The 12,374-nt window shown below is 39.6% G+C and carries 10 protein-coding genes; 6 read left to right on the plus strand and 4 right to left on the minus strand.

Going from position 1 to position 12,374, the window contains the following annotated elements; translation table 11 throughout:
• Positions 1-3: 3 nt before the first annotated feature.
• Entirely contained in the window at positions 4-3,237 is a 3,234-nt protein-coding gene (gene carB / locus FTV17_RS05725) for a carbamoyl-phosphate synthase large subunit (protein ID WP_179998528.1), read from the plus strand.
• Positions 3,238-3,332: 95 nt separating this feature from the next.
• Positions 3,333-3,809: a transcription elongation factor GreA gene (greA, locus tag FTV17_RS05730; protein ID WP_035266896.1), complete on the plus strand. Its 477-nt coding sequence runs from the start codon at positions 3,333-3,335 to the stop codon at positions 3,807-3,809.
• Positions 3,810-3,873: 64 nt separating this feature from the next.
• Here the strand turns inward: greA and FTV17_RS05735 are convergent, their stop codons facing one another.
• Positions 3,874-4,461, minus strand: a complete 588-nt coding sequence (locus tag FTV17_RS05735) for a TetR/AcrR family transcriptional regulator (protein WP_035266956.1) — start codon at positions 4,459-4,461, stop codon at positions 3,874-3,876.
• 119 nt (positions 4,462-4,580) lie between these two features.
• Between FTV17_RS05735 and FTV17_RS05740 the strand changes: the two genes are divergently transcribed.
• Both FTV17_RS05740 and FTV17_RS05745 read left to right on the plus strand, forming a co-directional pair.
• On the plus strand, positions 4,581-4,994 hold the full coding sequence (locus tag FTV17_RS05740; protein WP_035266893.1) for a RidA family protein: 414 nt from the start codon (positions 4,581-4,583) through the stop codon (positions 4,992-4,994).
• A gap of 76 nt (positions 4,995-5,070) precedes the next feature.
• The gene (locus FTV17_RS05745) at positions 5,071-5,700 is read left to right on the plus strand and encodes a CatB-related O-acetyltransferase (RefSeq protein WP_179998529.1); all 630 of its coding nucleotides are present in this window, start codon (positions 5,071-5,073) and stop codon (positions 5,698-5,700) included.
• Here FTV17_RS05745 and FTV17_RS05750 read toward each other — a convergent pair.
• The gene (locus FTV17_RS05750; protein WP_179998530.1) at positions 5,684-6,442 is read right to left on the minus strand and encodes a hypothetical protein; all 759 of its coding nucleotides are present in this window, start codon (positions 6,440-6,442) and stop codon (positions 5,684-5,686) included. The two genes, FTV17_RS05745 and FTV17_RS05750, sit on opposite strands and share 17 nt — an antisense overlap.
• Positions 6,443-6,690: 248 nt before the next feature.
• Here FTV17_RS05750 and FTV17_RS05755 point away from each other — a divergent pair, with 248 nt between their 5' ends.
• Entirely contained in the window at positions 6,691-7,131 is a 441-nt protein-coding gene (locus FTV17_RS05755) for a universal stress protein (protein ID WP_179998531.1), read from the plus strand.
• 32 nt (positions 7,132-7,163) lie between these two features.
• Here FTV17_RS05755 and FTV17_RS05760 read toward each other — a convergent pair whose 3' ends face one another.
• On the minus strand, positions 7,164-7,487 hold the full coding sequence (locus FTV17_RS05760; RefSeq protein WP_257219892.1) for an MGMT family protein: 324 nt from the start codon (positions 7,485-7,487) through the stop codon (positions 7,164-7,166).
• 105 nt (positions 7,488-7,592) lie between these two features.
• Here FTV17_RS05760 and FTV17_RS05765 point away from each other — a divergent pair, with 105 nt between their 5' ends.
• Positions 7,593-8,555, plus strand: coding sequence for an alpha/beta fold hydrolase (locus FTV17_RS05765; protein ID WP_179998532.1), 963 nt, complete (start codon positions 7,593-7,595; stop codon positions 8,553-8,555).
• A gap of 96 nt (positions 8,556-8,651) precedes the next feature.
• Here the strand turns inward: FTV17_RS05765 and FTV17_RS05770 are convergent.
• Positions 8,652-12,374: BapA/Bap/LapF family large adhesin (locus FTV17_RS05770; protein ID WP_179998533.1), on the minus strand; the 3,723-nt coding region annotated here is incomplete at its 5' end.

Genomic DNA, 12,374 nt, shown 5'->3' on the forward strand with positions numbered 1-12,374 from the left:
ATAATGCCAAAGCGTACGGATATTAAAAGCATCTTAATTATTGGTGCTGGTCCAATTGTTATCGGTCAGGCGTGTGAGTTTGACTACTCAGGTGCACAAGCATGTAAAGCATTACGTGAAGAAGGTTACCGTGTAATTCTGGTAAACTCTAACCCTGCAACGATCATGACTGACCCTGCAATGGCAGATGCAACGTATATCGAGCCAATCACTTGGCAAACTGTTGCAGCGATCATTGAGAAAGAACGCCCAGACGCAGTTCTTCCAACAATGGGTGGTCAGACTGCATTGAACTGTGCCCTTGCCCTTGATGAGCATGGCATTTTAGAAAAATTCAATGTTGAATTGATTGGTGCAACGAAAGAAGCGATCGAAAAAGCGGAAGACCGTAAACTTTTCGACCAAGCAATGCGTAAAATTGGTCTTGAATGTCCAAAAGCAGCAATCGCTGAATCAATGGAAGAAGCTTTAGAAATTCAAGCACGTTTCGGCTTCCCAGTGATTATCCGTCCATCATTTACCATGGGTGGTTCAGGCGGTGGTATCGCATACAACAAAGAAGAATTCCTTGAAATCTGTGAACGCGGTTTCGATCTTTCTCCAACTAAACAATTATTGATCGATGAATCTTTAATTGGTTGGAAAGAATATGAGATGGAAGTTGTTCGTGACAAAAACGACAACTGTATCATCGTATGTTCGATTGAAAACTTTGACCCAATGGGCGTACACACAGGTGACTCAATCACTGTTGCACCTGCACAAACATTAACAGATAAAGAATATCAGTTAATGCGTAATGCATCTTTAGCAGTGTTACGTGAGATTGGTGTAGAAACAGGTGGTTCTAACGTACAGTTTGGTATTTGTCCAAATACTGGCCGTATGGTTGTGATCGAGATGAACCCACGTGTATCTCGTTCTTCTGCATTGGCTTCAAAAGCAACTGGTTTCCCTATTGCGAAAATCGCTGCGAAATTAGCGGTTGGTTATACCCTTGATGAGCTTAAAAATGACATCACTGGTGGTACCACTCCAGCATCCTTCGAACCTGCGATTGACTACGTTGTAACTAAAGTTCCACGTTTCAACTTTGAGAAATTCCCACAAGCTGACGCAACTTTAACCACACAGATGAAATCTGTGGGTGAGGTTATGGCAATTGGTCGTAACTTCCAAGAGTCTGTAAACAAAGCACTTCGTGGTCTTGAAGTAGGTGCAACTGGCTTTGATGAAAAAATCGAAGTGGGTGCTGAAGGCGCGCGTGAGAAAATCTTACAAGAACTTCGTGTTCCGGGTCCTGAGCGTATTTGGTACGTGGCTGACGCATTCCGTCACGGCTTTACATTAGAAGATGTATTCCAAGCGACTAAGATCGATAAATGGTTCTTGATCCAAATTGAAGACATCATCAAAACTGAAAATCAAATCAAAACTTTAGGTTTTGGTGATCTAAATGCGGACAACATCCGTTCATTTAAACGTAAAGGTTTATCTGACCTTCGCATTGCGAACTTGATGGGTATTTCACAAAAACAATTCCGTAAACATCGTTGGAACTTGGGCGTAACCCCAGTTTACAAACGTGTAGATACTTGTGCTGCTGAGTTTGAATCAGACACAGCGTATATGTATTCAACTTACGATGACGAATGTGAATCAAACCCGTCTAGCAAAGACAAGATCATGGTGATCGGTGGTGGTCCTAACCGTATTGGTCAAGGTATCGAATTCGATTACTGCTGTGTACACGCGGCGCTTGCGATGCGTGAAGACGGTTATGAAACAATCATGGTGAACTGTAACCCTGAAACGGTTTCGACTGACTATGACACATCTGATCGCCTGTACTTCGAACCAATTACACTTGAAGATGTGTTAGAAATCGTACGTATTGAGAAGCCAAAAGGCATCATCGTACAGTACGGTGGTCAAACACCACTTAAATTGGCTCGTGCTTTAGAAGAAGCTGGTGCACCAATTATTGGTACATCTCCTGATGCGATTGACCGTGCAGAAGACCGTGAACGTTTCCAACAAATGATTCAACGTCTGCAACTTCGTCAACCAAACAACAGCATTGTAAAATCTGCTGAAGAAGGTATGGCTGAAGCAGCGAAAGTTGGCTATCCACTTGTAGTACGTCCATCTTATGTACTTGGTGGTCGTGCAATGGAAATCGTATATAACGACGAAGAATTACGTCGCTATTTACGTGATGCTGTTCAAGCTTCTAACGATGCCCCTGTTCTTCTTGACCGCTTCCTAGACGACGCGATCGAAGTTGACGTAGACTGCGTATCTGACGGTAAAGACGTTGTGATTGGCGGTATCATGCAACACATTGAACAAGCAGGTATTCACTCAGGTGACTCAGCATGTTCGATCCCTCCTTACTCTCTTTCTAAAGAGATTCAGGACGAAATGCGTCGTCAAACAGTTGCAATGGCAAAAGAACTTGGCGTTGTTGGTTTGATGAACGTACAGTTTGCGGTTAAAGGCGAAGACGTTTACATCTTAGAAGTGAACCCACGTGCATCACGTACAGTTCCGTTTGTATCTAAGTGTATCGGTGAGTCTTTAGCGAAAGTAGCTGCACGTTGTATGGCGGGTCAATCTTTAGAATCTCAAGGATTCACTACAGAGATTATCCCTGAGCACTTCTCTGTTAAAGAAGCAGTGTTCCCATTCAACAAGTTCCCTGGTGTTGATCCAATCCTTGGGCCTGAGATGAAATCTACAGGTGAAGTGATGGGCGTTGGTAAAACATTTGGTGAAGCGTTCTATAAAGCTGTATTAGGTGCAAATGAGCGTTTACCAGGTCTTCCAACGGAAGGTGAAGTTAAACATGCGTTCATCTCTGTACGTGATTCTGATAAACCACGTGCAGCAGGTATTGCAAAACAACTTGCTGGCTTTGGCTTCAAAATTCTTGCTACTGGTGGCACATACGATGTCATCAAAGCGGCTGGTATTGAATGTGAACGTGTAAATAAAGTGACTGAAGGTCGTCCAAATATTGTGGACCGCTTGAAAAATGGCGAAATACACCTCATTATCAATACAACAGAAGGTAAACAAGCTCAGCAGGATTCGTTCTCAATCCGCCGTTCTGCACTTCAAGGTAAGGTCTATCATACGACTACCCTTAATGGTGCAGATGCAGTTTGCCAAGCTTTAGCAATCAAATTGCCAATGGATGTATATCGTTTGCAAGACTTACAAACAGTAGGTTAATACACTACCAAGAAGTCCCGTCACCTCTTGGTGGCGGGCTTTTTTTCATTTATAGACTTAGTATTTTTTCATACTTACTTTTTTGAGGGACAACTATGCAACGTTATCCTATGACACCTCAAGGCAAAGAAGCGCTTGAGAAAGAATTACATCAACTTAAAACTGTAGATCGTCCTCGTATTACAGCAGCGATTGCTGAAGCGCGTGAACACGGAGATCTTAAAGAAAACGCGGAATACCACGCTGCACGTGAGCAACAAGGTTTCTGTGAAGGCCGTATCCAAGATATCGAAGGAAAATTGGGTGCTGCACAAGTGATTGACGTTAAAGAACTTGAGCAAAATGGACGCGTTGTTTTTGGCGTGACTGTCACAATTGAAAATTTGGATACTGAAGAACGTAAAACGTATCAAATTGTTGGTGACGACGAAGCAGATTTTAAAATTAACAAAATATCTGTGAATTCCCCTATCGCTCGTGGTCTTTTAGGAAAAAATGAAGGCGATGAAGTTAAGATTACGACACCTCAAGGTGAAGTTGAATACGAAATTGTGAGCGTAGAATATCTTTAATTCTTGATATTTTAGGCTGTAAACCCCTCTGATGAGGGGTTTTTTATTGGATTAAAAATTTACATTAATTTATTTTCAAGAAGCCCGACGCAAATATTTCGAAGGCTTGTAAAGCCTGTGGTAATAGCTTTTTAGGATGTTCACTAGACGCCACCCACAATGCTGCATTCATGGCTGCCCCATTAAGCAAGACTGCAGCAGCAAGTGCATCGATTTGTTTTAATCTATTTTCAGCTAGCAATTGCTCTACGCATTCACGTGTCTTCTGCAAGCATCTATTTTGACTTGGCCAATGTGCTGGATCTCCCAATACTGCTGGCCCATCACGCAGTACAATACGCTGAAATTCTGCGTTTAATGCATGTTCGATATACGTACGCCCTTCCAGCATCAACCCTTCCCATAGGTCATCAGGCTGTTTCAAATGTTGTTGGGCAGATGCAGCCATCTCTGAATCAATTTGATCAACCACCGCAGCAAATAAGCCTTTCTTATCACCAAAATGATGATAGAGCGCCCCACGCGTCAACCCCACCTCTGCTGTGAGTTTATCCATGGATGTATCAGCATATCCATACATCGCAAAGGCACGACGTGCAACTTCAATCAATTTTTTGCGGGTTTCCACCATTTTTTGTTCACGTACAGACATAACTTGCATCCCTTCCATGACAAAAATTCTAATTGACATACACTACGTATGTCAATTAAGTTATTCACATACGATTCGTATGTTAAATTTTTAATTCACATCTCAATGGAGATAATTTCATGACAAGAACAGCTATTTTTCCGAAAAAACGCCATGCATTGTATGAACAACATGGTTATTCTGCCGCCATTCGATCGCAAGATTTACTCTTTGTTTCAGGACAAGTTGGTAGTCGTGAAGATGGTTCGCCTGAACCAGATTTTGAAAAACAAGTTGCGCAGGCTTTTCAAAACTTAGCTGACACTTTGGCTGGGGCTGGTTGTAATTTTGATGATATTGTCGATGTCACGACTTTTCATACCGATCCAGAACATCAATTTGAAACCATTATGAAAGTCAAAAATCAGGTTTTCACGCAAAAACCTTATCCCAACTGGACAGCTTTAGGTGTGAATTGGTTAGCAGGATTTGATTTTGAAATTAAAGTGATTGCACGTATTCCTAATAACGCTAAACTTACTGAGTTTACATAAGGGTTTTGAAAATTAATATGCCAGTCCAATAGCCTATTCGCTATAATACACTCTCCGTGTGTGTCATCTAATTGATATGTCTGAAAAGCTGATCAACTCCCCTGTTAAGCATTGGTGCGAATTCGAATTTATTTCGAAAACAGTCAAAAATCCGAATATTCATATCAAAGGCAATTACAGCTATTACTCAGCATATTGGGATCAAGGTTTTGAGCGTTGTGTGGTGCGTTATCTACATGACAAAGCTTCGACACCTGAAAAACCCATCGATCAGCTTTATATCGGCAATTTTGTATGTTTTGGCGCTGAGTGTGTCATCATGATGGGTGGAAATCAGTTACACCGTACCGACTGGATTTCTGCATTTCCTTTTGATACGCGTAGTTTTGTGCCTGCCGGCGATACTATCATTGGTGATGGGTGTTGGATTGGTTCCCGTGCCATGATTATGCAAGGGGTAAAACTTGGTGAAGGCGCAGTGGTGGCAACTGGTGCTGTCGTCACCAAAGACGTGCCACCTTATGCTGTCGTCGGTGGTGTACCTGCCAAAATTATTAAATACCGTTTCCCTAAGGAAGATGTTAAAAAACTGCTTTCTCTTAAGCTCTATGATTTAGATGAAAAGCAGTTTTTAAAAATGCGTGAACAGTTGCAGGCAGGTGATGTTAATTCAATTTCAGATTATTTTTTTAATTTAGATCATTAAATGGCAATATTTTTTTTGAATATTTCACTACTTTTCGATTTTTTTCAGATTCGTGAGCAGGCCAAATATAATCTGTGTAATTAAGAGTCCAATGATAATATTGCTGATCACCCCGTTTAAAATGAATATTTAGAACAGTTCCAGACTCATCGTAACAATGTGCTGAAGTCTGATAATCATGTTCTGAAAAACATGCACGAATCCTTTCAGAAGCATAAAAAAGTTGATCTGCTACTGCTAATCTATATTTTCCTTTACGATTCAATTGAACAAAGTCCGCATACTGCTCTGTTCTCCCTCCCCCTGAGTAGCTTACAAACCTATCATCAATGATAGCAATTGCCAGATCATTTTGACTTAATGGATAAAGTGCTGGATAAATTTTGATTCCTGAGCTTTGAAACTCATCGTCTATGCTAGAACTTTGATGTGAGTGTCTATAATCCTTAAAATCCCAACGATTAAGTTCAATATAGTGTTCACCCTTTTTTTTAAATTTGACTAATTTAGGAGAAGAATCAATTAGATAGCAATATGAATCCTTAATATTCTTCACACGATATAATTTTGTGTCTTGTGCTCGACATTTCAATTCGTTTTTTTGACAAATTGAGTTGACCAAACTCTTAGAACTTGGAATTTCCGCAAATGATTGTGCAAAGATTATATAATTTGCATAGAGATGAGATGTTAATAATGCACCAAAAATCGAGATGCAAACAACTTTACAAAAATTTATCATTTAATTTAATTAATATTTGTTCTGAGGAACTTATACCAGAATATAGAATTGATGAAATAGTTTATATAAAAATAAATAAAGATATAGTTATCAAATAATTTAACCAATCTTAAATACATGTTTAAAAAAAATTCCAACAAATTCACTTGGTTTTATTAATAAAAAAATCAGTATATGATCAATACGAAAGCATAATTTTTCAACTTTATTTTGAACTATTTTAATAACGGTTAAAAAAGGAGAACAACATGAGTTATCAAAATATCCTCGTTCCAGTGGATGGTTCAGAAGTAGCACTCAACGTCGTTCAGCATGCTGTTGAATTGGCTAAAGCATTTAATAGCAAAATCACTGTTGTTCAAGTGATGACACTCGATCCCTATATCGCAGCCGAATATCTCTCAGATGGGCAGTCAAATCTTTTAATTGAACGAGCACGAAAATTTATTGAAGATAACCTAGCTCAAGCTAAAGCAAAGTTTAATGAATATGGAGTAGACGTAGAGACTAAAATACTCGAAGGAGAAAGTATTCACCGCACAATAATGAAAGCGATTGATGAGCTTAATATTGATCTGATTGTTATCAGCTCGCACGGTCGCTCAGGATTCAAGAAATTAATTATGGGCAGTGTCGCACAAAGCCTCATCACTGAAGTCAATGTACCTGTTTTTGTCGTGAAGCAATAATATCTGATAGCTCCGTATACCATCATACGGAGCTACTCGAACCATCCAAAAATCTTGAAATCTATTTTGCCATTGTTAAACACAACTCCCTCTTCAAGCAATCTAGCTTGCTGGCAATTAAAACCTTGATCATCCAAACGCTGATGACTAATTTTACCTTGTGCATTAATGACACGATGCCAAGGCAAATCGCTACTCACATCTAATTGATTCAACACACGACCAACCAAACGTGCATGTTTAGGCAGTCCGGACATCGCAGCAATTTGACCATAACTGGCTACTTTCCCATAAGGAATTTGTGATACTGTGGCCAAGATCATCTGTGCCATTTCCGCTGATGCTGATCGATTCATCAATAATTGACCTATAGTTTATCGGATGATTGATTTGAGCAAATGCATTTCATAACAGACTCACTTAATCTAAATTTGCACAATAACAATACACAGAGAAATACAATGAAAAGGATATTTTCACACTTACTTGCTGCTTCAATTGCAGTCGGTACAATCTCTATTACATCGACAACTCAAGCCGCGCCAAGCAGTATAAATATACAAAATATTTTACAACAAGAACGTGCTTGGGCTGGACTAAATACCAAGCGTATTAAAGTTTCCGACATCGATTGGGCTTACAGTGAAGGTGGAACCAAAGGCAAACCCGTACTTATGCTTGTGCATGGTCTTGCAGGCAGTCGCGATAATTGGAACCGAGTCGCTCGTTATCTGACACCACATTATCACATCATTATCCCTGATTTACCTGGTCAAGGTGATAGTAAAGTAGCAGCAGATTTTGATTATTCAATTCCTAATCTGACAGAAAAATTACGTCGCTTTGCAGAAGCCATTCATGTTGATCAAAATCTAAATGTTGCCGGTCACTCCATGGGCGGAGCTGTAGCATTACTTTATGCGGCGCAGTATCCAATCGATACTAAATCATTACTACTCATTAATAGTGCAGGTGTATTTAAATCTGCCAATACCCCTTACTTAAAAGACCCAAATTTACTCAAAAATTTTATCGTTTCTAAACCTGGAGATTTTGATCGGTTATTTAAAATTGCTACGCAGCAACCTCCATTTATACCGAACGAGCTGAAAGTCGAACAAGAAAAGCTCATGATATCCAATGTTACGAATAACACGAAACTCGTTGAGCAACTTATTCTCATGTCCAAATCATTTACACCTGAAACATTTGCGCTAGCGGCTCGTTCAATCGATCAACCAACACTCATCATTTGGGGAGATCGTGATCAAATTATTAATGTAGAAGCTGCAGCTGAACTGAAAGAATTACTGAAAAATGCTCAAGAGCCTATCATCTTAAAAGGTGTAGGTCATACACCAATATTGGAACAAGAACAAATCCTCGTACAACATTATTTAAATTTTCTTAATCTACTCAAATAAGTTATAGACAATGAATGGGACATTTTAAATGTCCCATTTTTTTAATTCAAGAATAAAAAAAGAGGAACCGAAGTTCCTCTTATTTACATTAGTCTATTAGAACAACAAATGGTTTTTGTTCAACAAGTCTTGAAGTGAAACATCAGTATTGTTGAAAGTAATTAGGTCAACCTTGTTATAAGTTGTACCTGCGCCATCACGATCAATACTTAACTTCGTATTGTTTCCGTCTTTCTCGACAAAGATGAATTTATCAATGTTTTGAGCAGTTGCACTATCAGATAACAACTCAGAAACATCAATCTTCACATTGCTGCCTAATTGGAAGTCATTGATTGTGTCAACGCCGTTACCACCGTTATGGCTGTTGTCATTTAACACATTAAAGATCAACTTATCCAAACCTTTAGCAGAAACTGTTTCATTCAAGTAAGTAGAATTAAACTTACCTGCTGTTTCATTCGCCAATGCATCAGCATCATTTGCGTTTGCTTCTGGTGTGAATTTGCTCCAAGCCAATGGTGAACCTGATTTAGAATCAATTTGAAGTACTAATTGAGCTGTATCAGACTTACCAGTTACAGGATCAGTAATCGTGTAGTTAAATACATCCGTTTTACCAATCGCGTTAAGGTTTGCATTTGGCTTATAAGCGTATGTACCGTTTGCATCGATTGTTAATGTACCAAACTCACCTTTGATTGTTGTTGCACCATTAATCGCAACACCATTTACAGCTTTCACAACAGCACCGGCAACTACAAGATCTTTACCATGTACAGGATCAAGATCAGTAATCACATTACCCTTCGCTTCAGTGATTGACTTCACTACAGGCGTTGTACTTGTATCAGTTTCTTTAATGAGCAAGTTAGTCTGTACATAACCTGGTAAAGAAGCAAGGTTCGAGTTACTCATTTCAATACGATATTTACCAGCTGATAAACCATCTAAATTAATATGTGCAACTTCACCAAAGATACCAATAAAGTCGAATAAACCTGACGATTTATCATTAGCGATAAGTACCCACTTACCAGAACTGTCTTGTTTGTACAAATTAACTTTCACAGTGTCAAACAATGTTTTCCAAGAAGCAGACTTCACTTGAAGTTGTATGTCAGCAGTTTTGTTAGCACCGATTGTAAACTCTGTAGCACCACTTGTTTTACCAAGCGTGATACCAAGGAAACCAATCAACCAATTGTACGAAATCGCATCTTTAATGAATTTCTGTGTAACTGGATACTCATACTCGATACCTGCTTTCGCAACGTTATCAATTGCATCCAACGGAATGTTCGGTGCAGTCACTTTACGTGGTGCAGATTCACCCGCTACGTCAGAAGCTGTCACAGATACGTTTTGTCCGTCATTTAAACTTGGTGTCAACTTAATTGAGTAGTTTCCATTGCTATCCGCAGTAGTTGTACCAATCACGTTGTTGTTTGCATCTTTTACTTTAACTGTTGATAAAGCTTGTGCAGTACCAGTTACTAATGAACCATCAGCATTAAATGTAGCAGTTGGAGCATCTGGCGGAGTTACATCTAAATCAAAGCCAATGCTTGATGAAGGACCGACATTTCCAGCTTCATCAATCGCTTTAGCTTCAACGATAATTGTACCTTCTGGTAAATTATTGTTGATTGGATATGTCCAATTACCATTTTGATCAGCAGGAACAAGTGCAGAATCAATAATTCGACCTGTAGAGTCCTTAATCACTAATTCGACAGTAGTATTCGCTTCAGCTTTACCTGTTAATACTGGTTTCAAGTCACTTGGATCTGTAATTGGATTAATAATCACAGCATCAGGAGCTTGAGTATCAACTGTTAATTGATGTGTTTCAGTTGTTTTGTTTTTTGCTAAATCGGTAGATGTTACTTCAACTGTATAATTACCATCCGCCAAATCTCTTGGCGGTGTAAATGTCCAATTGCCTGAGCTATCTACAGAAGCTGGTGCATCTACAACAGTATTTCCATTCTTATCTTTGATCACGACTTGAACTTTAGAATATTGTTCAGTTGAACCAGAAATTGCTGGGGTAGTGTCATTTGTAGGATATAACTCTTCAACTGACAAGTCAGGTGAAAGTGTATCTACACCAAATTTTAAAGAAACTGTACGGCTAGTATTACCTGCTGCATCACGTGCAGTAGCTACAAGTGTATATGTACCATCTGCTAAAGGTTCTGCTGGTTTATAACTCCAACGACCTGCTGACAACACTGCTAAACCACTAGATACAACACTACCATTAGCATCTTTAATCTCTACAGCAACCTCTTTAGGATTGTTTTCTGTATTACCACTAATTGTACGTTGTGGATCATTAGTATAATTAATACTTGGATCAACCGCCGTTACTTGAGCTGCTGTTACTACTGGTTCAGCTACAAATAATGAGCGTGCAGCGAAAGCAGAGAATGCAGCAATTTGAGGCTCAGCAGCTAATGATACTGCCTGTACAGATGCAGCTTCACTCACATCCCATGCAGCTTCTTCATCATCCCAAGGATCGATATCTAACCAAGGATCATTATCATCTTCCCACGGATCAATATCGATATCTGGTGGTGTCAAGTCGATTACAAAATCTTGTTCAGTTGGATTACCTACGTTTCCAGCTTCATCTTTAGGAGTAGCTTCGATTTTGTAGTCACCTTCTTCCAACTCAGCTTCTGGTTTATACGACCATTTACCATCTTCTCCTACTTCAACAGTGGCCTTCTCTTCGAAGCCATCTGGACCGGTGATCACGATATCCACTAGCGAACCTTTCTCACCTGTTCCTGTAATTTCAGGTTGAGGATCATTCGATTCGAAATCATCACCACCAATTGGATCAATAGTAATGTCAGAAGGAGGTGTTGTATCAACTTCTAACTGTTCTTTAGAAGTATCACCTTTGTTACCCGCTTTATCAGTCGGAGTTACTTCTATATCGTAATGACCTTCTGGTAATTCTTCAGTCGGTGTATACGTCCAGTTACCTTCTGGATCAACTTCTGCTTTACCTTCAGAGACAATTTCACCGTCTTTGTCTTTGATCACAACATCAACTATCGCTCCCGGTTCTGTTTTACCAGTAATTTCAGGAGTGGTATCGTTTGTTGGCTTAAGCTCATCGATGGTTAATTCAGGTGCTACTGTGTCAACCTCGAAGCTCTCTGGCTGAGATTCACCTGTGTTACCTGCTTTATCTGTCGCTTTTGCAACTACGTCATATTCGCCATCTGCTAATTCAACTGATGGTGTATATGTCCATGTGTCACCTGTAACTGTTGCTGGACCTTCTGCAACAACTTTACCGTCTTTGTCTTTAACAACGACATTTACTGTTGTTCCTGGTTCAGTTGTACCTGTGATTTCTGGTGTTGTATCGTTTGTATCCGCAATTGGATCAATCGTTACATCGGTATCAGATGGTGCAGTTGTATCTACAGTTAATTTGCCATCCGCAGTTTCAGTAGCAGTATTACCTACCGCATCTTTCGCTTCAGCTTTAACTGTATATTCACCTTCTGGTAATTCTTCAGTCGGTGTGAACGTCCAGTTACCTTCTGGATCTACAGTCGCATCACCTGTTGCTACAGGGTTGCCATCTTTGTCTAAGATTTCAACTTTTACTGTTGCACCTGGCTCAGTCTTACCTGAGATTGTTGGTGTAGTATCGTTTGTTGGCTTAAGCTCATCGATGGTTAATTCAGGTGCTACTGTGTCAACCTCGAAGCTCTCTGGCTGAGATTCACCTGTGTTACCTGCTTTATCTGTCGCTTTTGCAACTACGTCATATTCGCCATCTGCTAA

The sequence above is a fragment of the Acinetobacter sp. YH12239 genome (assembly GCF_013417635.1).
In the GTDB taxonomy this organism is placed as follows: domain Bacteria; phylum Pseudomonadota; class Gammaproteobacteria; order Pseudomonadales; family Moraxellaceae; genus Acinetobacter.

Coding starts and splice junctions, on each gene's coding strand:
- carB (WP_179998528.1), top strand. CDS start 4: ATGCCAAAGCGTACGGATATTAAAAGCATCTTAATTATTGGTGCTGGT.
- greA (WP_035266896.1), top strand. CDS start 3,333: ATGCAACGTTATCCTATGACACCTCAAGGCAAAGAAGCGCTTGAGAAA.
- FTV17_RS05735 (WP_035266956.1), bottom strand. CDS start 4,461: ATGTCTGTACGTGAACAAAAAATGGTGGAAACCCGCAAAAAATTGATT.
- FTV17_RS05740 (WP_035266893.1), top strand. CDS start 4,581: ATGACAAGAACAGCTATTTTTCCGAAAAAACGCCATGCATTGTATGAA.
- FTV17_RS05745 (WP_179998529.1), top strand. CDS start 5,071: ATGTCTGAAAAGCTGATCAACTCCCCTGTTAAGCATTGGTGCGAATTC.
- FTV17_RS05750 (WP_179998530.1), bottom strand. CDS start 6,442: ATGATAAATTTTTGTAAAGTTGTTTGCATCTCGATTTTTGGTGCATTA.
- FTV17_RS05755 (WP_179998531.1), top strand. CDS start 6,691: ATGAGTTATCAAAATATCCTCGTTCCAGTGGATGGTTCAGAAGTAGCA.
- FTV17_RS05760 (WP_257219892.1), bottom strand. CDS start 7,487: ATGAATCGATCAGCATCAGCGGAAATGGCACAGATGATCTTGGCCACA.
- FTV17_RS05765 (WP_179998532.1), top strand. CDS start 7,593: ATGAAAAGGATATTTTCACACTTACTTGCTGCTTCAATTGCAGTCGGT.